Origin of the sequence: Burkholderia pyrrocinia (assembly GCF_018417535.1) — a bacterium.
Taxonomy (GTDB): Bacteria; Pseudomonadota; Gammaproteobacteria; order Burkholderiales; family Burkholderiaceae; genus Burkholderia; species Burkholderia pyrrocinia_E.
Genome location: NZ_CP070977.1, coordinates 2,816,986 through 2,840,142 on the forward strand (window position 1 = coordinate 2,816,986; position 23,157 = coordinate 2,840,142).

General features: G+C 60.2%; 13 protein-coding genes, 4 tRNA genes and 2 rRNA genes. All 19 read right to left on the reverse strand.

Annotation, left to right across the window (positions count from 1 at the left end; genetic code table 11):
- Nucleotides 1-83: 83 nt before the first annotated feature.
- The 19 genes from rpsG to JYG32_RS13195 all read right to left on the reverse strand — a co-directional run bounded on the left by rpsG (nucleotide 84) and on the right by JYG32_RS13195 (nucleotide 22,863).
- Nucleotides 84-554 (reverse strand): 30S ribosomal protein S7, encoded by a 471-nt coding sequence (rpsG, locus tag JYG32_RS13105; protein ID WP_006477195.1) that lies wholly within the window; start codon nucleotides 552-554, stop codon nucleotides 84-86.
- Between the two features lie 172 nt (nucleotides 555-726).
- Nucleotides 727-1,107 carry a 30S ribosomal protein S12 gene (gene rpsL, locus JYG32_RS13110; protein WP_006400662.1) on the reverse strand — a complete coding sequence of 127 codons (381 nt, stop codon included), beginning with the start codon at nucleotides 1,105-1,107 and terminating at the stop codon, nucleotides 727-729.
- A gap of 227 nt (nucleotides 1,108-1,334) precedes the next feature.
- Nucleotides 1,335-3,182: a DNA helicase RecQ gene (recQ, locus tag JYG32_RS13115; RefSeq protein ID WP_174383384.1), complete on the reverse strand. Its 1,848-nt coding sequence runs from the start codon at nucleotides 3,180-3,182 to the stop codon at nucleotides 1,335-1,337.
- Between the two features lie 311 nt (nucleotides 3,183-3,493).
- Nucleotides 3,494-7,741: a DNA-directed RNA polymerase subunit beta' gene (gene rpoC, locus JYG32_RS13120; protein ID WP_174383383.1), complete on the reverse strand. Its 4,248-nt coding sequence runs from the start codon at nucleotides 7,739-7,741 to the stop codon at nucleotides 3,494-3,496.
- Nucleotides 7,742-7,762: 21 nt separating this feature from the next.
- Nucleotides 7,763-11,869: a DNA-directed RNA polymerase subunit beta gene (gene rpoB, locus JYG32_RS13125; protein ID WP_174383382.1), complete on the reverse strand. Its 4,107-nt coding sequence runs from the start codon at nucleotides 11,867-11,869 to the stop codon at nucleotides 7,763-7,765.
- Between the two features lie 377 nt (nucleotides 11,870-12,246).
- A complete protein-coding gene (gene rplL / locus JYG32_RS13130; RefSeq protein ID WP_048252067.1) occupies nucleotides 12,247-12,621 on the reverse strand; it encodes a 50S ribosomal protein L7/L12 in 375 nt (124 codons plus the stop codon).
- Nucleotides 12,622-12,684: 63 nt separating this feature from the next.
- Nucleotides 12,685-13,182, reverse strand: coding sequence for a 50S ribosomal protein L10 (rplJ, locus tag JYG32_RS13135; protein WP_027788582.1), 498 nt, complete (start codon nucleotides 13,180-13,182; stop codon nucleotides 12,685-12,687).
- Nucleotides 13,183-13,473: 291 nt separating this feature from the next.
- Nucleotides 13,474-14,172, reverse strand: coding sequence for a 50S ribosomal protein L1 (gene rplA / locus JYG32_RS13140; RefSeq protein ID WP_006482906.1), 699 nt, complete (start codon nucleotides 14,170-14,172; stop codon nucleotides 13,474-13,476).
- Complete coding sequence (gene rplK, locus JYG32_RS13145) at nucleotides 14,173-14,604, reverse strand: 50S ribosomal protein L11 (protein WP_006753591.1); 432 nt, start codon at nucleotides 14,602-14,604, stop codon at nucleotides 14,173-14,175.
- 140 nt (nucleotides 14,605-14,744) lie between these two features.
- Complete coding sequence (gene nusG, locus JYG32_RS13150) at nucleotides 14,745-15,302, reverse strand: transcription termination/antitermination protein NusG (protein ID WP_006400672.1); 558 nt, start codon at nucleotides 15,300-15,302, stop codon at nucleotides 14,745-14,747.
- 1 nt (nucleotide 15,303) lies between these two features.
- Nucleotides 15,304-15,684: a preprotein translocase subunit SecE gene (secE, locus tag JYG32_RS13155; RefSeq protein WP_174383381.1), complete on the reverse strand. Its 381-nt coding sequence runs from the start codon at nucleotides 15,682-15,684 to the stop codon at nucleotides 15,304-15,306.
- 43 nt (nucleotides 15,685-15,727) lie between these two features.
- Nucleotides 15,728-15,803, reverse strand: a tRNA-Trp gene (locus tag JYG32_RS13160).
- Between the two features lie 59 nt (nucleotides 15,804-15,862).
- Nucleotides 15,863-17,053, reverse strand: a complete 1,191-nt coding sequence (gene tuf / locus JYG32_RS13165; protein ID WP_011350666.1) for an elongation factor Tu — start codon at nucleotides 17,051-17,053, stop codon at nucleotides 15,863-15,865.
- A gap of 64 nt (nucleotides 17,054-17,117) precedes the next feature.
- Nucleotides 17,118-17,192: transfer RNA gene (locus JYG32_RS13170), tRNA-Thr, on the reverse strand.
- A 25-nt stretch (nucleotides 17,193-17,217) separates the two neighbouring features.
- Nucleotides 17,218-17,291, reverse strand: a tRNA-Gly gene (locus JYG32_RS13175).
- A 44-nt stretch (nucleotides 17,292-17,335) separates the two neighbouring features.
- Nucleotides 17,336-17,421, reverse strand: a tRNA-Tyr gene (locus tag JYG32_RS13180).
- Between the two features lie 1,779 nt (nucleotides 17,422-19,200).
- Nucleotides 19,201-19,512, reverse strand: coding sequence for a hypothetical protein (locus JYG32_RS13185; protein ID WP_213263766.1), 312 nt, complete (start codon nucleotides 19,510-19,512; stop codon nucleotides 19,201-19,203).
- Between the two features lie 202 nt (nucleotides 19,513-19,714).
- Nucleotides 19,715-19,827, reverse strand: a 5S ribosomal RNA gene (gene rrf / locus JYG32_RS13190).
- A 154-nt stretch (nucleotides 19,828-19,981) separates the two neighbouring features.
- Nucleotides 19,982-22,863: ribosomal RNA gene (locus JYG32_RS13195) — 23S ribosomal RNA — on the reverse strand.
- Nucleotides 22,864-23,157 lie beyond the last annotated feature (294 nt).

The window sequence follows — 23,157 nt, forward strand, 5'->3', positions numbered from 1 at the left end:
ATCACGCTTCAACACAAACGGGCGAGGCGCCTGAAAAGCGCACCCGCCCGGAATTTATTTCCGCTAACAGCCCAGCCAGGCGCTTAGAAACGGAAATGCGAGAACGCGCGGTTGGCTTCTGCCATGCGGTGAACTTCGTCGCGCTTCTTCATCGCGCCGCCACGGCCTTCGGCCGCTTCGGAGAGTTCACCTGCCAGGCGCAGAGCCATCGACTTCTCGCTGCGCTTCTTCGCAGCCTCACGCAGCCAGCGCATCGCCAATGCCATACGACGCGACGGGCGCACTTCGACCGGAACTTGATAGTTGGCACCACCAACGCGACGGCTCTTCACTTCGACCACCGGCTTCACGTTGTTGAGCGCAACCGTGAACACTTCCAGCGGGTCCTTGCCACCCTTGGTCTGGATCTGTTCGAATGCGCCATAAACGATGCGCTCTGCGACCGACTTCTTGCCGGACAGCATCAGCATGTTCATGAACTTGGCTACATCAACGTTGCCGAACTTCGGATCCGGCAACACTTCCCGCTTGGGGACTTCGCGACGACGCGGCATGATTCTTCCTTTACTTGTTCAGTTGGAGCTGTATCCAGCCCCGCGGCCACCAACTAACCCGATCACATCTTCACGACTAACCAGCTCGGCCGGGTGACCACTTACTCGACAGCACCGGCAATCCGGCACTCCCGCCTTGACCGCCCTGCGGCGATCCCTGATCAAAAACTGCTTACTTGGCAGCCTTTGCACGCTTCGCGCCGTACTTCGAGCGCGCTTGCTTACGGTCCTTGACGCCCTGGGTATCCAGCGAGCCGCGAACCATGTGGTAACGCACACCCGGCAAGTCCTTCACACGGCCGCCGCGGATCAGCACAACCGAGTGTTCCTGCAGGTTGTGGCCTTCACCGCCGATGTACGAAATCACTTCGAAGCCGTTCGTCAGACGAACCTTGGCGACCTTACGGAGTGCCGAGTTCGGCTTCTTCGGCGTCGTCGTGTACACACGGGTGCACACGCCGCGACGCTGGGGGCAGTCCTGCAGGGCCGGGCTCTTGCTCTTCGTCGTTTCCGACTGACGGCCTTTGCGAACCAGTTGGTTGATGGTTGGCATTGTTTATTCCTGAAATTGAACAAAATCCGCGCATCGATTTCGGGCAAAGCGAGAATCGACACACAGTTGACTTCCGAACCGGCGAAACGGACGCGAACCTTCGAACGCGACTCGGCCCACCGAATACCGGAACCAAACATCATATTCCGGAAATACCAACTAAGTCAACGGCTTGCGTGATTTACCGGACGGCCGCGCGGTTTACCGGAAGGGTCGGAACACCTGTGTCAGGCCGATTCGACGACGTCGATGATCTCGTCGCCGAAGCGCTCGAGCTTGCGCACGCCCATGCCGGGGATATGGCGCAGGTCGTCGATCGACTCCGGCGCATTGCGCGCGATTTCCGCGAGCGTCGCGTCGTGGAAGATCACGTAGGCCGGCACGCCGTCCGTCTTTGCGGTTTCCGCGCGCCACGCGCGCAGCGCATCCCACCGTGCGCGCTCCCGCGGGCCCATGCCGGCCGTCGGATCGACGCGCGTGCCGCTGCGGCTCGACGACTGGCGCGTGCGTTGCGGCTTCACGTAGCGACGCAGCGTGACCTTTTCCTCGTTCTTCAGCACGGGCTTCGCGGCCTCGGTCAGCATGAGCGCGCCGAAGCCGCCATGGTCGACGGCCAGGTAGCCGTACGCGACGAGCTGCCGGAAAATCGCGCGCCACTCGGGCTCGGACAGCGACGCGCCGATCCCGAACGTCGTGAGCTGGTCGTGGCCGCGCTGCAACACCTTCTCGGTGCGCCCGCCGCGCAGGATCTCGATCAGGTGGCTCGAGCCGAAATTGAAGCCGCTCGCGCGCTGCGCGCGGAACACGCACGACAGCGCCATCTGCGCCTCGCGCGTCGCGTCCCACGAATCGGGCGGCTCGATGCACGTGTCGCAGTTGCCGCACGGCTGGCTCGCCTCGCCGAAGTAATTCAGCAGCCGCACGCGGCGGCACGAGATCGTCTCGCACAGCCCGAGCAGCGCGTCGAGCTTCGACGTCTGAACGCGCTTGTGCGCGTCATCCGCATCGGACTCGTCGATCATCTTGCGTTGCTGGACGACGTCGCCGAGGCCATACGCCATCCACGCATTCGCCGGCATCCCGTCGCGGCCCGCGCGACCGGTTTCCTGGTAGTAGCCTTCGACGCTTTTCGGCAGGTCCAGGTGCGCAACGAAGCGCACGTCGGGCTTGTCGATGCCCATGCCGAACGCAATCGTCGCGCACATCACGATGCCTTCCTCGCGCTGGAACATTTCCTGGTGCTTCTGCCGCACCTCGAACTCCATCCCCGCGTGATACGGCAGCGCACGCACGCCCTGCGCCTTCAGCCACTCGGCCGTTTCCTCGACCTTGCGACGCGACAGGCAATAGACGACGCCCGCATCCGTCGTACCGTCGGCGTTCGTGTGTTCGGCGCGAATGAAGTCGAGCAGCTGCGAACGCGCATTGTCCTTTTCGACGATCCGGTAGCGGATGTTCGGGCGATCGAAGCTCGATATGAACACGCGCGCGTCGTCGAGCGCGAGGCGGTGGATGATCTCGTCGCGCGTGATCGCATCGGCCGTGGCGGTCAGCGCGATGCGCGGCACCGACGGGAACCGCTCGTGCAGCACCGACAGCTGGATGTATTCCGGGCGGAAATCGTGCCCCCATTGCGACACGCAGTGCGCTTCATCGATCGCGAACAGGCCGATCTTCGCGCGCTCGAGCAGATCGAGGAAGCGCCCCGTCATCAGCCGTTCGGGCGCGACGTACAGCAGGTCGATCTCGCCTTCGCGCAGCGCGCGCTCGGTCGCCGCGGCTTCGGCGCCCGACAGCGTCGAATTCAGGTACGCCGCGCGCACGCCGACTTCGCGCAGCGCGGCGACCTGGTCCTGCATCAGCGCGATCAGCGGCGACACGACGATGCCGGCGCCCTGCCCGGTTTCGCGGCGCAGCAGTGCCGGAATCTGGTAGCACAGCGACTTGCCGCCGCCGGTGGGCATCAGCACGAGACAATCGCCGCCGGTGGCGACGTGTTCGACGATCTCGCCCTGCTGGCCGCGGAATGCGGAATAACCAAAGACTTCGTCGAGGATTTCGAGGGCGCGGGACATGAATGAGCACGAGGACGGCAGAACGATGACCGCAAGTTTAACAACCCGCTCGCGCGACGCGTGGCGAATCGTGCAATGTTGGCCAATCGGACAGGGTTCGTTCGCGTGCATGACGGGCCTGCCGCGGCCGCGCCGCAAGCGATCGCGGTGCATGCCGCCGCACCTGCAGCGATGTGACGCACCGCTCGCAAGCAGCCGTGGCCGGCAATGCGCAGGCGCGTCATGCGCGTGAACAAAGGATAAAAAAAACCGCCCGGCAGAACCGGGCGGTTTCGATGACAGCGAGGCGAGGCGGCTCGCGCCGCCTGCGCTTACTCGGCTGCCGGGTGCTGTTGCGGCTCTTCCGCAGCAGGCGTGCTCGGCGTGCCGAAATCGAACGCCTCTTCCGCTGCGATCTGGTCGAAACGCTCGCGATCCGACGATTCCTTCGCCTTGCGTGCCTTATGGAACGCGAGACCCGTACCGGCCGGAATCAGACGGCCGACGATCACGTTTTCCTTCAGGCCGCGCAGATCGTCGCGCTTGCCCATGATCGCCGCTTCGGTCAGCACGCGGGTCGTTTCCTGGAACGATGCCGCGGAGATGAACGAGTCGGTCGACAGCGACGCCTTCGTGATACCGAGCAGCACGTTGTCGTACGAAGCCGGACGCTTGTCCTCGGCGATCATGCGATCGTTCTCGTCCAGCATGTCGGAACGTTCGACCTGTTCGCCCGGGATGAAGCGCGTATCGCCGTTGTCGGTGATCTGCACACGACGCAGCATCTGGCGAACGATCACCTCGATGTGCTTGTCGTTGATCTTCACGCCCTGCAGACGATACACGTCCTGCACTTCGTCGACGATGTAGCGCGACAGCGCCTCGATACCCTGCAGACGCAGGATGTCGTGCGGATCGGCCGGACCGTCCACGATCATTTCGCCCTTGTTGACGACCTGAGCATCGTGGACCAGCACCTGCTTTTCCTTCGCGATCAGGAACTCGTGCTGGTTGCCCTCGAGATCCGTGATGACGAGACGCTGCTTGCCCTTCGTGTCCTTACCGAACGACGTCGTACCGGTGACTTCCGCGAGAATGCCGGCATCCTTCGGCGAACGCGCTTCGAACAGTTCCGCCACCCGCGGCAGACCGCCGGTAATGTCACGCGTCTTCTGCGCTTCGGTCGGGATACGTGCGAGCACTTCACCGACCTGCACCTGCTGGCCATCCTTCACGGTGATCAGTGCGCCGACCTGGAAGCCGATCTGCACTGCGTGCTCCGTGCCCGGAATCTTCACTTCGTCGCCGTTCGCGTCGAGCAGCTTCACCTGCGGACGCACGCTCTTCGAAGCCTGCGAACCGCGACGCTTCACGTCGATCACGACCAGCGTCGACAGGCCGGTCACGTCGTCGATCTGCTTCGCGACCGTCACGCCTTCCTCGACGTTCTCGAACTTCACCGTACCACCGTACTCGGTGATGATCGGTCGCGTCAGCGGATCCCACGTGGCGAGCTGCGTGCCGGCCTTGATGGTCGCGCCGTCGAGCTGCAGCAGCGTCGCGCCGTACGGCACTTTGTGACGCTCGCGCTCGCGACCGAAGTCGTCGGTGATCATCGCTTCGCCCGAACGGGAAATGACGATCTGCTCGCCCTTCGCGTTCGTGACGTAGCGCATCGTGGCCGTGAAGCGCACGATACCGTTGCTCTTCGCTTCGACCGACGAAGCCACTGCCGCACGCGATGCCGCACCACCGATGTGGAACGTACGCATCGTCAGCTGCGTGCCCGGTTCACCGATCGACTGTGCCGCGATCACGCCGACTGCTTCGCCGACGTTCACGAGCGAGCCGCGGCCGAGGTCACGGCCGTAGCAGGCTGCGCACAGGCCGTAACGCGTTTCGCAGGTCAGCGGCGTGCGCACGCGCACTTCGTCGATGCCGAGGCGTTCGATTTCCTCGACCGCCGTTTCGTCGAGCAGCGTGCCCGATTCGTACAGCGTTTCCTGCGTTTCCGGGTTCACGACGTCCGCGACCGCGACGCGGCCGAGGATACGGTCGCGCAGCGCTTCGACGACTTCACCGCCTTCGACCAGCGCCTTCATCGCGACGCCGTTCGACGTGCCGCAATCGTCCTCGACCACGACCAGATCCTGCGTGACGTCGACCAGACGACGCGTCAGGTAACCCGAGTTCGCGGTCTTCAGTGCCGTATCAGCCAGACCCTTACGTGCGCCGTGGGTCGAGATGAAGTACTGCAACACGTTCAGGCCTTCGCGGAAGTTCGCGGTAATCGGCGTCTCGATAATCGAGCCGTCCGGCTTCGCCATCAGGCCACGCATACCGGCCAGCTGACGAATCTGCACCGCCGAACCCCGGGCGCCCGAGTCGGCCATCATGTAGATCGAGTTGAACGACTCCTGGCGCGTCTCTTTGCCGTCGCGGTCCGTCACCGGTTCCGTCGACAGCTGCTCCATCATCGCCTTGCCGACCGCTTCCGACGTCGCCGACCAGATGTCGACCACGTTGTTGTAGCGTTCCTGCGCGGTGACGAGACCCGACATGTACTGGCGGTCGTACTCCTTCACCTTCTTCGCGGCGTCGCCGACGATCGTTTCCTTCTGCGGCGGCACGAGCATGTCGTCCACGCAGATCGAAATGCCGGCGCGCGTCGCGAGACGGAAACCCGACTGCATCAGCTGGTCGGCAAACACCACCGTCGCGCGCAGACCGCACTTGCGGAACGCCGTGTTGATCAGGCGCGAGATTTCCTTCTTCTTCAGCGGCTTGTTCAGCACCGAGAACGGCAGGCCGTGCGGCAGGATCTCCGACAGGATCGCGCGACCGACGGTCGTCGCGTACAGCGAGATCTTCGGCACGAATTCCGGCGCGCCTTCCGACGTGTCCTCGTTGCGGACCATTTCGGTGATCCGCACGTTGACGCGCGATGCGAGCTCGACTTCCTTGTTCTCGTACGCGCGGATCGCTTCCGACACGCCCGTGAACGACAGGCCTTCGCCCTTGCCGTTGATCGCTTCGCGGGTCGCGTAGTACAGACCCAGCACGATATCCTGCGACGGCACGATCGACGGATCGCCGTTGGCCGGGAACAGCACGTTGTTCGACGCGAGCATCAGCGTACGCGCTTCCATCTGCGCTTCGAGCGACAGCGGCACGTGAACGGCCATCTGGTCACCGTCGAAGTCGGCGTTGAACGCCGCGCAGACGAGCGGGTGCAGCTGGATCGCCTTGCCTTCGATCAGCACGGGCTCGAACGCCTGAATACCGAGACGGTGCAGCGTCGGCGCACGGTTCAGCATCACCGGGTGCTCGCGGATCACCTCTTCGAGGATGTCCCACACCACCGGCGTCTGGTTCTCGACTTCCTTCTTCGCAGCCTTGATGGTCGTAGCTACCCCCATCACTTCCAGCTTGTTGAAGATGAACGGCTTGAACAGCTCGAGCGCCATCAGCTTCGGCAGACCGCACTGATGCAGCTTCAGCGTCGGGCCGACCACGATGACCGAACGGCCCGAGTAGTCGACGCGCTTGCCCAGCAGGTTCTGACGGAAACGACCGCCCTTGCCCTTGATCATGTCGGCGAGCGACTTCAGCGGACGCTTGTTCGCGCCCGTCATCGCCTTGCCGCGACGACCGTTGTCGAGCAGCGAGTCGACGGCTTCCTGCAGCATCCGCTTTTCGTTGCGGACGATGATTTCAGGTGCCTTCAGCTCGAGCAGACGCTTCAACCGGTTGTTACGGTTGATCACGCGGCGATACAGGTCGTTCAGGTCCGACGTCGCGAAACGGCCGCCGTCCAGCGGCACGAGCGGACGCAGTTCCGGCGGCAGCACCGGCAGCACTTCGAGGATCATCCACTCGGGCTTGATGCCCGAGCGCTGGAATGCCTCGAGGACCTTCAGGCGCTTCGCGTACTTCTTGATCTTCGCTTCCGAGCCGGTGTTCTTCAGCTCGGTGCGCAGCGTCTCGACCTGCTCGTCGATGTTGATCGCGCGCAGCAGTTCACGCACGCCTTCCGCGCCCATCTCGGCACGGAATTCGTCGCCGTATTCCTCGACCTTGTTGTAGTAATCCTCTTCGGTCATGATCTGCCGCGCCTTCAGCGGCGTCATGCCCGGTTCGATCACCACGTACGCTTCGAAGTACAGCACGCGTTCGATGTCGCGCAGCGTCATGTCGAGCACCATGCCCAGACGCGACGGCAGCGACTTCAGGAACCAGATGTGCGCGACCGGCGAGGCCAGCTCGATGTGGCCCATGCGCTCGCGACGCACCTTCGCCAGCGTCACTTCGACGCCGCACTTCTCGCAGATCACGCCGCGATGCTTCAGGCGCTTGTACTTGCCGCACAGGCACTCGTAGTCCTTGATCGGCCCGAAGATCTTCGCGCAGAAGAGACCATCACGTTCCGGCTTGAACGTACGGTAGTTGATGGTCTCCGGCTTCTTCACTTCACCGAACGACCACGAACGGATCTTGTCAGGCGAAGCCAGACCGATCTTGATCGCGTCGAAAACTTCTTCCTGTTGGACTTGCTTGAATAGATCGAGCAGAGCTTTCATTGCTTTCTCTCCGTAGTCCGATTAATTGCGGTCGAGATCGATATCGATACCGAGCGAGCGGATTTCCTTCACGAGCACGTTGAAGGATTCCGGCATGCCTGCATCGATGACGTGATCGCCCTTGACCAGGTTCTCATAGACCTTGGTCCGGCCGTTCACGTCGTCCGACTTCACCGTCAGCATTTCCTGCAGCACGTAGGACGCGCCGTACGCTTCGAGTGCCCACACTTCCATTTCACCGAAACGCTGGCCACCGAACTGCGCCTTACCGCCCAACGGCTGCTGCGTGACGAGCGAGTACGGGCCCGTCGAACGCGCGTGCATCTTGTCGTCGACCAAGTGGTGCAGCTTCAGGTAGTGCATGTAGCCAAGCGTCACGCGACGTTCGAACATTTCACCCGTGCGGCCGTCGTACAGACGGACCTGGTTCTTCGACGGGTTCATGCCGAGCTGTTCGGCGATGTCGTCCGGGAAGGCCAGATCGAGCATCTTGCCCATTTCTTCCTCGGTCGCACCGTCGAACACCGGCGTTGCGAACGGCACGCCTTCGCGCAGGTTCTTCGCGAGTTCGAGGATCTCGTCGTCGGTGAAGCTTTCCAGATCTTCCTGGCGGCCCGAGTCGTTGTAGATCTTCGTCAGGAACACGCGCATTTCCTCGATCTTCGCCTGACGCTGCAGCATTTCGCCGATACGCCAGCCGAGGCCCTTCGCGGCCCAGCCGAGGTGCACTTCCAGAACCTGACCCACGTTCATCCGCGACGGCACGCCGAGCGGGTTCAGCACGACGTCTGCCGGACGGCCGTCGGCCATGTACGGCATGTCTTCGATCGGGACGATCTTCGACACGACACCCTTGTTACCGTGACGGCCTGCCATCTTGTCGCCAGGCTGCAGACGGCGCTTCACCGCAAGGTACACCTTGACCATCTTCAGCACGCCCGGCGGCAGTTCGTCGCCTTGCGTGAGCTTCTTGCGCTTCTCTTCGAACGCGAGGTCGAACTGGTGACGCTTTTCTTCGATCGAGTTCTTGATCGCTTCGAGCTGCGCCGCTGCTTCGTCGTCCGCGAGGCGGATGTCGAACCAGTGGTAGTGGTCGAGGTCTTCCAGGTATGCCTGGTCGATCTTCGTGCCCTTCGCGAGCTTCTTCGGACCGCCGTTCGCGACCTTGCCCACGAGCATGCGCGCGAGACGCTGGAACGCGTCGCCTTCCACGATGCGCAGCTGGTCGTTCAGGTCGAGACGGTAGCGCTTCAGTTCGTCGTCGATGATCTGTTGCGCACGCTTGTCGCGCTGGATGCCTTCACGCGTGAACACCTGGACGTCGATCACGGTACCGCTCATGCCCGACGGCACGCGCAGCGACGTGTCCTTCACGTCCGAAGCCTTCTCGCCGAAGATCGCGCGCAGCAGCTTCTCTTCCGGCGTCAGCTGGGTCTCGCCCTTCGGCGTGACCTTGCCGACCATCACGTCGCCCGCTTCGACTTCCGCACCGATGTACACGATGCCCGATTCGTCGAGACGGCCGAGCTGGACTTCCGCCAGGTTCGAGATGTCGCGCGTGATTTCTTCCGGCCCGAGCTTCGTGTCGCGTGCAACGACGTTCAGCTCTTCGATGTGGATCGACGTGTAGCGATCGTCGGCCACGACCTTCTCCGAGATCAGGATCGAATCCTCGAAGTTGTAGCCGTTCCACGGCATGAACGCGATCAGCATGTTCTGGCCGAGCGCGAGCTCGCCCAGGTCCGTCGAGGCGCCGTCGGCCAGCACGTCGCCGCGCGAGACCTTGTCGCCCATCTTCACGATCGGACGCTGGTTGATGTTCGTGTTCTGGTTCGAACGCGTGTACTTGATCAGGTTGTAGATGTCGACACCGACTTCACCTGCGACCGCTTCATCGTCGTTCACGCGAATCACGATACGGCCTGCGTCGACATAGTCGACGACGCCGCCGCGGAACGCCTGAACCGTCGTGCCCGAGTCGACCGCGCAGGTACGCTCGATGCCCGTACCGACGACCGGCTTTTCCGGACGCAGACACGGCACGGCCTGACGCTGCATGTTCGAGCCCATCAATGCACGGTTCGCATCGTCGTGCTCGAGGAACGGAATCAGCGAGGCTGCGACCGACACGATCTGCGACGGCGCGACGTCCATGTACTGGATGCGGTCCGGCGTGACCATCATCGTTTCGCCGGCTTCACGCGACGACACGAGTTCGTCGATCAGCGTGCCGTTCTCGTCGATCGCGGCGTTCGCCTGCGCGATCATGTAGCGGCCTTCCTCGATCGCCGACAGGTAGTCGATCTGGTCGGTCACCTTGCTGTCCACGACCTTGCGGTACGGCGTCTCGAGGAAGCCGTACTCGTTCAGGTGCGCGTACAGTGCGAGCGAGTTGATCAGGCCGATGTTCGGACCTTCCGGCGTTTCGATCGGGCACACGCGGCCGTAGTGGGTCGGGTGCACGTCGCGGACTTCGAAGCCTGCGCGTTCGCGCGTCAGACCGCCCGGGCCCAGTGCGGAAACCCGGCGCTTGTGCGTGATTTCCGACAGCGGGTTGGTCTGGTCCATGAACTGCGACAGCTGCGACGAACCGAAGAACTCGCGGATCGCCGACGAAATCGGCTTCGAGTTGATCAGGTCGTGCGGCATCAGGTTTTCGCTTTCGGCCTGGCCGAGGCGCTCCTTGACCGCGCGCTCGACACGCACGAGACCGGCGCGGAACTGGTTTTCCGCCAGTTCGCCGACACAACGCACGCGACGGTTGCCGAGGTGGTCGATGTCGTCCACTTCGCCCTTGCCGTTGCGCAGCTCGACGAGGATCTTGATCGTCGCGAGGATGTCGTCGTCCTGCAGCGTCATCGGGCCGGTGATCTCGTCACGGCTGACGCGGCGGTTGAACTTCATGCGGCCGACCTTCGACAGGTCGTACGCTTCTTCGCTATAGAACAGACGGTTGAACAGTGCCTCGACCGCTTCTTCGGTCGGCGGCTCGCCCGGACGCATCATGCGGTAGATCGCGATGCGCGCGGCCGTCTTGTCGGTCGTTTCGTCGACACGCAGCGTCGACGAGATGTACGGGCCCTGGTCCAGATCGTTCGTGTAGAGCGTCTGGATGTCCTTGATGCCCGCTTCGCGCAGCTTCTCGAGCACGCTTTCCGTGACTTCGTCGTTCGCGCTCGCGATCACTTCGCCGGTATCGCCGTCGACGACGTTCTTCGCCAGCACGCGGCCGAGCAGATAGTCTTCCGGCACCGAGATGAACTTGGTCTTCGCGGCTTCGAGGTCGCGAATGTGCTTTGCGTTGATCCGCTTGTCCTTCTGGACAATGACCTTGCCATCACGATCCGTGATGTCGAAACGCGCGACTTCACCACGCAGGCGCTCGGGCACGAACTCGAGTTGCGCGCCTTCGTCCATCAGCGTGAAGTTGTCGAACACGAAGAAGTTCGCGAGGATCTGTTCCGGCGTCAGGCCGATGGCCTTCAGCAGGATCGTGACCGGCATCTTGCGGCGACGGTCGACGCGGAAGTACAGGATGTCCTTCGGATCGAATTCGAAGTCGAGCCACGAGCCGCGGTACGGAATGATCCGTGCCGAGAACAGCAGCTTGCCCGAGCTGTGCGTCTTGCCCTTGTCGTGTTCGAAGAACACGCCCGGCGAACGGTGCAGCTGCGAGACGATGACACGCTCGGTGCCGTTGATGACGAACGAGCCCGTCGGCGTCATGAGCGGAATTTCGCCCATGTACACTTCCTGCTCCTTCACTTCCTTGACGACCGGCTTGTTCGGCGATTCCTTGTCGAGGATGACAAGGCGCACCTTCGCGCGCAGCGCGGAACAGTACGTCAGGCCCCGCTGCTGGCATTCCTTGATGTTGAACGCCGGCGAGGACAGCGCATAGCTCACGAACTCGAGGCGCGCGAAGCCGTTGTGCGAAACAATGGGAAATACCGATGTGAACGCGGCCTGCAAACCTTCAGGCTTGCGTTGCGTCGCGAGCACATCGGCTTGCAGAAACGTGCTGAATGATTCAAGCTGGGTAGCCAGCAAGAAAGGAACTTGGTGAACGATGGGGCGCTTCGCGAAACTCTTGCGAATGCGCTTCTTCTCGGTGAAGGAATATTGCATACGATCTCCGAATCACGGCGGGTGCTATCGAGGCGGAATACCTGGACGTTTCAAACCCGAGTGTTCACCGACTGAGACCCGATGGCCGTCCGACGGCTTGAACGAGCCGAGAAGCTTGGTGGTTGGCCGCTACCAACCGCTGGCTGACGGCAGCGGATGCCTGTGTTGCCCGCTACCCGACCAAACTTGCCTTCTGCAGTCGCTTCAGAAGACAAAGAGAAACGCCAATCGTGACCAATGACAACGATTAGACGGTTATCTTTGGCTTCTGGGGCCAATTATTCGGGCTCCCGAATGAGTGCCAGAATAACGTCCCCACAAAGCACAAAAAGGCCGGCGGTGAAAATACCGCCAGCCTTCGCACAGCGCGTCGAAACTTACTTGATTTCGACCTTCGCGCCTGCTTCTTCCAGCTTCTTCTTGGCTTCTTCAGCAGCAGCCTTGTCGACGCCTTCCTTGACGGGCTTCGGTGCACCGTCAACCAGGTCCTTCGCTTCCTTCAGGCCCAGGCCCGTCAGTTCGCGAACGGCCTTGATCACGCTGACCTTGTTGCTACCGGTTTCAGCCAGAACGACCGTGAATTCGGTCTTCTCTTCAACAGCAGCAGCAGCGCCGCCGCCTGCCGGGCCAGCGACTGCCACTGCAGCTGCCGACACGCCAAACTTCTCTTCGAACGCCTTGACCAGCTCGTTCAGTTCCAGAACGGTCATCCCTTCGACTGCTGCCAGGATGTCTTCTTTTGCGATTGCCATTTGAAATACTCCTAAATTGAATTCGGATACAGCCAGCGATCAATGACGCTGATGCACGTTCGATTACGCAGCTTCCGCTTGCTTCTTCTCGGCCAGCGCAGCGAGAGCACGCGCGAAGCCCGAAACAGGCGATTGCATAACGAACAGCAGCTTCGAGAGCAGTTCTTCGCGGCTCGGGATGCTTGCCAGCGCTTGCACGCCAGCCTTGTCCATCACCTTGCCATCGAACGAACCAGCCTTGATGACCAACTTGTCATTGCTCTTGCTGAAGTCGTTGACGACCTTAGCAGCAGCAATTGCATCTTCCGAGATGCCGTAGATCAACGGGCCAGTCATCTGCTCTGCCAGCGGAGCAAACGGCGTACCTTCAACAGCGCGACGCGCCAGCGTGTTCTTCAACACGCGCAGGTAAACCTGTTGCTCACGCGCTTGCGCGCGCAGCTTGGTCAGATCGCCAACCGCAATTCCACGATACTCAGCCAGCACAACGGTCTGGGCCTTCGCGACTTGCGCGGAAACCTCAGCGACGACGGCTTGCTTGTCTTCTCTATTAAGCGGCACGGTTAGCCTCCAGAAACGATACGTTCGGCACGAAACCTCACGTACCTCGTTCAACAACGGCGTCCGACCTCGTTAGGAGTATTTCCACCTCACGCCGCGAATCGCTTCACGGCCTGCGGCTTCACCACTGCAAAACTTTTTCGGGTTCGCCATCTGCGTTGGCTTGAATTAAGGGATCACCTGACTGCTGCGCCCCACCAACGGTCTTTGATAACCGGTTGTCCGCCTTGCTGCACGAACAACCGCCCAAAGCCCATGAAGGCCGCTTCGCGAGCGAAGCGGCCTGAATACTTACTGTGCTGCCAGCGTAGCCTGGTCGACACGCACGCCGACGCCCATCGTGCTCGACAGTGCGATCTTGCGCAGGTACACGCCCTTGCTCGTTGCCGGCTTCGCCTTCTGCAGCGCTTCGATCAGCGCCGACAGGTTCGAACGCAGCGCGGTCGGCTCGAACGATGCACGGCCGATGGTCGCGTGGATGATACCGGCCTTGTCGACACGGAATTGCACCTGACCAGCCTTCGCGTTCTTGACGGCGGTTGCGACGTCCGGCGTGACCGTACCGACCTTCGGGTTCGGCATCAGGCCGCGCGGGCCGAGGATCTGGCCGAGCGTACCGACGATACGCATCGTGTCCGGCGAAGCGATCACGATGTCGAAGTCCATCTGGCCAGCCTTGATCTGCTCAGCCAGGTCTTCCATACCGACGATTTCCGCGCCTGCTGCACGAGCCTGCTCGGCCTTCTCGCCTTGCGCGAACACGGCAACGCGAACCGACTTGCCCGTACCTGCCGGCAGAACGACCGAACCACGAACGACCTGGTCCGACTTCTTTGCATCGATGCCGAGCTGGACTGCGACGTCGATCGACTCGTCGAACTTCGCGCTCGCGCATTCCTTCACGAGGCTCAGTGCGTCTTCGATCGCGTACAGCTTCTGGCGATCAACCTTGGCGGCAAATGCCTGACGGCGCTTGGAGATCTTAGCCATTTACACGCCCTCCACAGTGATGCCCATCGAGCGTGCGCTACCAGCGATGGTGCGAACGGCTGCGTCCAGATCAGCTGCCGTAAGGTCCGGCATCTTGGTCTTCGCGATTTCTTCAGCTTGAGCGCGCGTGATCGAACCGACCTTGTCGGTATGCGGCTTGCTCGAGCCCTTGTCCACCTTCGCCGCCTTCTTGATCAGGACGGTCGCCGGCGGCGTCTTCATCACGAACGTGAAGCTCTTGTCAGCAAATGCCGTGATGACCACCGGCACCGGCAGACCCGGCTCCATGCCTTGAGTCTGCGCGTTGAACGCCTTGCAGAACTCCATGATGTTCAGGCCGCGCTGGCCCAGTGCCGGACCGACCGGCGGCGACGGGTTGGCTTTACCTGCAGGGATCTGCAGCTTGATAAAGCCGACAATCTTCTTTGCCATTTGTAAACCTCGTTGGAACGCCAAGCGGCGTTCGGTGAGTGATAACGCGCGTTCGCCGCTGGCTACTGACGCTCCTCAACGGCCATAACGCGGGCCATAAGCGCGAAGGTGGGCAGCCGAGGCTGCCCACCGAATCGGGATCAAACTTTTTCGACCTGGCCGAACTCGAGCTCGACCGGGGTTGAGCGGCCAAAGATGGTGACCGACACACGCACGCGCGATTTTTCGTAGTTGACTTCCTCGACGGTGCCATTGAAGTCCGTGAACGGGCCTTCCTTGACACGCACCATCTCGCCAACTTCGAACAGGGTCTTCGGGCGCGGCTTTTCGACGCCTTCCTGCATCTGCGACATGATCTTCTCGACTTCCTTCGGGGAAATCGGGGTCGGGCGGTTACGCGCACCGCCGACGAAGCCGGTGACCTTCGCGGTGTTCTTCACGAGGTGCCACGTTTCGTCCGTCATTTCCATTTCCACCAGCACGTAGCCAGGGAAGAAACGACGCTCGGTCACAGCCTTGTGGCCGCCTTTGACTTCGACCACTTCTTCGGTCGGAACCAGGATCTGACCGAATTTGTCCTGCATGCCAGCACGTTCGATGCGCTCCTGAAGCGCACGTTGCACGCTCTTCTCCATACCGGAGTAGGCGTGCACGACGTACCAACGTTTTCCGCTCGGGGATGCCGGAGTATCGCTCATATCATTTCCAACCCAGAATCGCCGAGAAAATTACCCACTCGATCGATTTGTCACTCAACCAGAGGAAAATCGCCATCACGAGCACGAAACCGAACACGACGAGTGTTGTTTGCGTTGCTTCCTTGCGGGTGGGCCAAACGACCTTCCGGACTTCCTTGTACGAATCCTTGGCAAAGGCGATGAGGCCCTTGCCAGGTGCGGACATCAGCCCGACGGCCACGCCAGCGATGACACCTACCGCCAACGCCGCACCGCGGACATACCACTGCTGATTGGCCAGCCAGAAGAAGCCCACGAATCCGGCCAACACCAGCAATACGCCCAGGGCCAGCATTAGCTTATCGCCGGAGGTATTTACAGTTTCGACGGATGGATTCGCCATAACACCTTAAAACAAATGCCACGTAGAACACGTGGCTATTTTTTGGCAGGGGCAGAGGGAATCGAACCCCCAACCTTCGGTTTTGGAGACCGACGCTCTGCCAGTTGAGCTATACCCCTAAACCATGCTGGGGCTGGCTGTTGCCAGCCCCAAAACTGTCGATCAACGAATAACTGGCTTACTCGATGATCTTGGCGACGACGCCGGCGCCGACGGTACGGCCACCTTCGCGGATTGCGAAGCGCAGACCTTCTTCCATCGCGATCGGCGCAATCAGCTTCACCGTGATCGACACGTTGTCGCCCGGCATCACCATTTCCTTGTCCTTCGGCAGCTCGATCGAGCCCGTCACGTCCGTCGTACGGAAGTAGAACTGCGGACGGTAGTTGTTGAAGAACGGCGTGTGACGGCCGCCTTCGTCCTTGCTCAGCACGTACACTTCAGCCGTGAAGTGCGTGTGCGGCGTGATCGAACCCGGCTTCGCCAGAACCTGGCCACGCTCCACGTCTTCACGCTTCGTGCCGCGCAGCAGGATACCAACGTTGTCGCCTGCCTGACCTTGGTCCAGCAGCTTGCGGAACATTTCAACGCCCGTGCAGGTCGTCTTCACCGTCGGCTTGATACCGACGATTTCGATTTCTTCGCCGACCTTCACGATGCCGCGCTCGACACGACCCGTCACCACCGTACCACGGCCCGAGATCGAGAACACGTCTTCCACCGGCATCAGGAACGCGCCGTCAACTGCACGCTCCGGCGTCGGGATGTACGTGTCCAGCGCATCGGCCAGGCTCATGATCGCCACTTCGCCCAGCTCGCCCGTGTCGCCTTCCAGCGCCAGCTTCGCCGAACCCTTCACGATCGGCGTGTCGTCGCCCGGGAAGTCGTACTTCGACAGGAGTTCGCGAACTTCCATCTCGACCAGCTCGAGCAGTTCAGCGTCGTCCACCATGTCGCACTTGTTCAGGAACACGATGATGTACGGAACGCCAACCTGACGCGCCAGCAGGATGTGCTCACGCGTTTGCGGCATCGGGCCGTCTGCTGCCGAGCAAACCAGGATCGCGCCGTCCATCTGCGCCGCGCCCGTGATCATGTTCTTCACATAGTCAGCGTGGCCCGGGCAGTCGACGTGTGCGTAGTGGCGGTTTGCCGTTTCGTACTCGACGTGTGCCGTGTTGATCGTGATGCCGCGCGCCTTTTCTTCCGGCGCCGCGTCGATCTGGTCGTATGCCTTCGCTTCGCCGCCGAACTTCTTCGTCAGCACCGTCGTGATCGCTGCCGTCAGCGTCGTCTTGCCGTGGTCAACGTGACCAATCGTACCAACGTTCACGTGCGGCTTGGTCCGCTCAAATTTACCCTTGGCCATTTTCGACTCCCAAAAGGAATTTCACAGGTTGCGCCGCGCGCAAACAGACACTGACTTTTACTGCTGGTGCCCATGGGCAGGATCGAACTGCCGACCTCTCCCTTACCAAGGGAGTGCTCTACCACTGAGCCACATGGGCGCTTTTACGCTTCAACTTCACGGTCTGGAGCGGGTGAAGGGAATCGAACCCTCGTCATAAGCTTGGAAGGCTTCTGCTCTACCATTGAGCTACACCCGCACGGGCTACTAACGATTCCCTACCGCTCTTTCAGCTGATGTTCTTGGTGGAGGAGGTTGGATTCGAACCAACGTAGGCGTAAGCCAACAGATTTACAGTCTGCCCCCTTTAGCCACTCGGGCACCCCTCCGTAGAGAACTGACGATTATGGGGGTGCATCGCACTCGTGTCAAGCACATCCGGAAGATTATTTTCACTCTCTTCCCGACACTTGCCCTACCACCGATCCTCTGCCCTTGCCCGGCTAAGGCAAGCACGAGATATTGCCGATCGGCGCCACATCTTCGTCAGACTCCGCCTTCAGCGCTGATCTGCATCTGCGCTAAAAACGAAAGACCGCCATCATACGACCTCTCGTGCACAATGCCAAGCGGGTAGACGCAAAATTTCCGCAAATTTCGTGCCGGGCAGCTTCGACGATCCCGCAAGCCGAGTTCGTGAGCGTTTGCAGCCCGACTAGTGGCGGGGAACAAGGACATCGCATCCGGCGCCCCGAGGATGCCTGGTCGCGACCCGCAAGCGGTACACGCAACAGGGCTTTCGTCCGTTTCGCGGCAGTTGCATCCAAGACCTGGCCCGGGCTTCCAGCCCGGAATCGTAGCCCCCTTCCCTCTGTCTCAGCCGACTTCGCCGGACCGCGCTATACCGTCCCTAGTCGCCCGCCAGTTTCCGGTGCAGCCCCTCATGCGCGTGATCGCTCTTGTGATGGCCGATATGGCTTTGACCACACATGCCGCCGGTCCGGCATATGTCTGGTGTCGCTCGAGCACGATCGCGAAGATCCGCCGACAGGTATCGGTCGACAGCCAGGCTCCGGGACACCCGACGAAATCCGCCGCACTTGCTGCCTGTCAGCGGCTGGAACCTGACCTCGACGCGGGTTGCCTTGGCTCGACAGGCGTCGCGGCATCGCGATGGCGCGCCATGAGCCGGGATGCAATCGCGTACGCGTGGCTGCTCAACGATGCATCGGCGGACCTCGTCGCAGAAGGCGCCGGCAATGACGCGCCGCGATATGAGTCCGGCAGCCCGACCTGCCTCGACATGCCGCAGCCGATGCTTGGCGACGATACGTGTGCCCGTACCGGATTGCCTCGCAACCTCAGCGCCGCCGTCACGGCGAACGCTCAGCAATTCGGCGCCCGTTGCGTCGACTCGTCGTACAAACCGGCCAACATCGGAATCTGGTCGGCCCATCGCATCGAATCCGTGGCGTACACACGGCATCCCGCCTGTCCGTACGATGCCCGCCCCCGTTCAACTGAACGCGGATGTATACATTGGCTTCGACGCACGAGCTTTCGCCACGCCTCGTACGTCCGAGAACGCCGGAAAGCCGACGTGCGACGCGCAGTAGTCCACGTCCTCGCTACTGCCCGGCCATGCTCGTGCTGGTGCGGGATCACGACCAGAAAACGATCCGTCGGTTTCCGCGGGCCGAACTCTCTGCACTCGGCGATCCGCGTATCGCATGCAAAGTGCGATCGACCACTATCGGCGCCGGCGGCACGCCCTTGCGTTGACGGACGCAGGTCGGGACTGCTGGCGGATCCGCCCATCCGCTCATCGAGAAGATCTACGTGTTGCGAGACGGTCAGCCGGTGCTGGCCAAGAGCAACAGCGCGGATTTTTGAGGGACGCCTGCTCACGAGCTCGCAGGTGGGGCGCTGTAGCCCGATTTTTTAGCGTCCGGCCACATACCCCCGTCGAGCCCAACGATCAAGCTTGACAGAAAAAACAGTGATTTTGAGCGTGAAATGGCGCTCGATGGCGACACGATGCTGACCTTGATGCTACGCAACCGCTCAACCTTATGTGGCGCCGGTTGTTCAAGACTTGCAGCAAGAACACTCCCGAAAATCGGGCATGCGGCAATTATTGCTTGGTTCACTCGAACGGTGCAAATCGATCAGTGATCGGCGGATGATTCTTCGTGTTGAGCGTCGATGCCATCGATATGGCGAGGCGGCTCGGGACGCATAGGGCGCCCCAAAACCGTTACGGAACAATTGCGATTTTTGACGGGAATCTGCCCGATATGCCGGCGATTACGACGAGATGGCTGATCGTTGAAAGGCAAGACGGCGCTGCGCCAGGCCACACCCGGTGACGGGTAGATCCGTAAAGGAGGTTGCAACGAAGAAGTTGCCGGGCGCTTGATTGGCCAGGTCGCCGAGCTGATCGCCGTCGGGCGAGCAGTAGATGAGGCGATGATGGTCACGACAGCTCGAGCCGCCATCGTGTGGGCCGACCTGGTTGGCCTGAGCGCGTATTTGCCAATCGTGCGGATGGACAGCACTGCCCGGATCGACGCCTGCGGGACCCCGCTCCGACCACGCTGCCCCTTGCTCGGCCGACCTGCATTTTGGCCGCGCCAATGCAAAAACCCCCGCCTGGTCGGGCGGGGGTTCTTGGCTTAGGGAGCCTGACGATTACCTACTTTCACACGGGAATCCGCACTATCATCGGCGTAGAGTCGTTTCACGGTCCTGTTCGGGATGGGAAGGGGTGGGACCGACTCGCTATGGTCATCAGGCAAAGAGGGGTGTTCTGCTGGCGTGGCCAACAGAACCAATCTGGGAAGAAGCAGTAATTTAGGTTGTGTGTATCACACACGAGAATCCAACCCGTCTCTCTCGGATGGCAGCATGTGCATCGCACGGCGCTCATCTACAAGGCAGACTTGTTATAGGATCAAGCCTTACGGGCAATTAGTATCAGTTAGCTGAACGCATTACTGCGCTTACACACCTGACCTATCAACGTCCTGGTCTCGAACGACCCTTCAAGGGGATCTAGTCCCCAGGGATATCTCATCTTAAGGCGAGTTTCCCGCTTAGATGCTTTCAGCGGTTATCTCTTCCGAACATAGCTACCCGGCGATGCCACTGGCGTGACAACCGGTACACCAGAGGTTCGTCCACTCCGGTCCTCTCGTACTAGGAGCAGCCCCCTTCAAATATCCAACGCCCACGGCAGATAGGGACCAAACTGTCTCACGACGTTTTAAACCCAGCTCACGTACCTCTTTAAATGGCGAACAGCCATACCCTTGGGACCGGCTACAGCCCCAGGATGAGATGAGCCGACATCGAGGTGCCAAACACCGCCGTCGATATGAACTCTTGGGCGGTATCAGCCTGTTATCCCCAGAGTACCTTTTATCCGTTGAGCGATGGCCCTTCCATACAGAACCACCGGATCACTATGACCTGCTTTCGCACCTGCTCGACTTGTCGGTCTCGCAGTTAAGCACGCTTATGCCATTGCACTATCAGCACGATTTCCGACCGTACCTAGCGTACCTTCGTACTCCTCCGTTACGCTTTGGGAGGAGACCGCCCCAGTCAAACTGCCTACCATGCACTGTCCCCGACCCGGATCACGGGCCAAGGTTAGAACCTCAAACAAACCAGGGTGGTATTTCAAGGACGGCTCCACCGAAACTAGCGTTCCGGTTTCATAGCCTCCCACCTATCCTACACAGATCGGTTCAAAGTCCAATGCAAAGCTACAGTAAAGGTTCATGGGGTCTTTCCGTCTAGCCGCGGGTAGATTGCATCATCACAAACACTTCAACTTCGCTGAGTCTCGGGAGGAGACAGTGTGGCCATCGTTACGCCATTCGTGCAGGTCGGAACTTACCCGACAAGGAATTTCGCTACCTTAGGACCGTTATAGTTACGGCCGCCGTTTACCGGGACTTCAATCAAGAGCTTGCACCCCATCATTTAATCTTCCGGCACCGGGCAGGCGTCACACCCTATACGTCCACTTTCGTGTTTGCAGAGTGCTGTGTTTTTATTAAACAGTCGCAGCCACCAGTTTATTGCAACCCCTTCACCCTTTGCCCGCAGGGGCATCAAGCTACAAGGGCGTACCTTATCCCGAAGTTACGGTACCAATTTGCCGAGTTCCTTCTCCCGAGTTCTCTCAAGCGCCTTAGAATACTCATCTCGCCCACCTGTGTCGGTTTGCGGTACGGTCATCGTTAGACTGAAGCTTAGAGGCTTTTCTTGGAACCACTTCCAATTGCTTCGCTTCCTAAGAAGCTCGCGCCACACCCTTGAATTCCGCGCCCGGATTTGCCTAAGCGCCTTCTCCAATGCAGCGACCGGGACTTCCAACACCCGGACAACCTTCCGCGATCCGTCCCCCCATCGCATCTAACAATGGTGCAGGAATATTGACCTGCTTCCCATCAGCTACGCATTTCTGCCTCGCCTTAGGGGCCGACTCACCCTACGCCGATGAACGTTGCGTAGGAAACCTTGGGCTTACGGCGAGGGGGCCTTTCACCCCCTTTATCGCTACTCATGTCAGCATTCGCACTTCCGATACCTCCAGCACGCTTTTCAACGCACCTTCGCAGGCTTACGGAACGCTCTCCTACCATGCGAGCATAGCTCGCATCCGCAGCTTCGGTATATAGCTTAGCCCCGTTACATCTTCCGCGCAGGACGACTCGATCAGTGAGCTATTACGCTTTCTTTAAAGGGTGGCTGCTTCTAAGCCAACCTCCTGACTGTTTTAGCCTTCCCACTTCGTTTCCCACTTAGCTATATTTGGGGACCTTAGCTGGCGGTCTGGGTTGTTTCCCTCTTGACACCGGACGTTAGCACCCGATGTCTGTCTCCCGTGATTGCACTCTTCGGTATTCGGAGTTTGCTATGGCGGGGTAATCTGCAATAGACCCCCCAACCATGACAGTGCTCTACCCCCGAAGGTGAGACACGAGGCACTACCTAAATAGTTTTCGGAGAGAACCAGCTATTTCCAAGTTTGTTTAGCCTTTCACCCCTATCCACAGCTCATCCCCTAACTTTTCAACGTTAGTGGGTTCGGACCTCCAGTACGTGTTACCGCACCTTCATCCTGGCCATGGATAGATCACTTGGTTTCGGGTCTACGCCCAGCAACTGAACGCCCTATTCGGACTCGCTTTCGCTACGCCTGCCCTATACGGTTAAGCTTGCTACTGAACGTAAGTCGCTGACCCATTATACAAAAGGTACGCCGTCACCCCTTGCGAGGCTCCGACTGTTTGTATGCATGCGGTTTCAGGATCTATTTCACTCCCCTCCCGGGGTTCTTTTCGCCTTTCCCTCACGGTACTGGTTCACTATCGGTCGATCACGAGTATTTAGCCTTGGAGGATGGTCCCCCCATCTTCAGACAGGATTTCACGTGTCCCGCCCTACTTGTCGTACACTTAGTTCTTTCATACTGTTTTCGCCTACAGGGCTATCACCTGCTATGGCCGCACTTTCCAGAGCGTTCGGCTAACAATACAAATAAAGAGTACAAGGCTCATCCCATTTCGCTCGCCACTACTTTGGGAATCTCGGTTGATTTCTTTTCCTGCGGTTACTTAGATGTTTCAGTTCACCGCGTTCGCTTCACTGGACCTATGTATTCAGTCCAGGATGACCCAAAAGGGCCGGGTTTCCCCATTCGGACATCTACGGATCAAAGCTCGTTTGCCAGCTCCCCGTAGCTTTTCGCAGGCTACCGCGTCCTTCATCGCCTGTGATCGCCAAGGCATCCACCACATGCACTTGTTCGCTTGACCCTATAACGAGTCTGTCTCTTCGACAGTCGCTACAGGTTGAGTTCTCGCGTTGTGCCGTATTCCAATCGAGTCGAACATGAAGTTCGAATCATCTTGAGATACATCGATACAATCACAACCCGGATAGTTTTCACGTCCATCTCAAGACGCTTCCGCTATCCAAATTACTTGCTTCTTCCAGATTGTTAAAGAACGACAGCCGATATGGTGTTACTCATATCACTCTGACTGGCTCAATCGCCAATGGCAAATGCTCGTCTCACACGTCACTTTCGTGTGATCCAAACGCTTCCC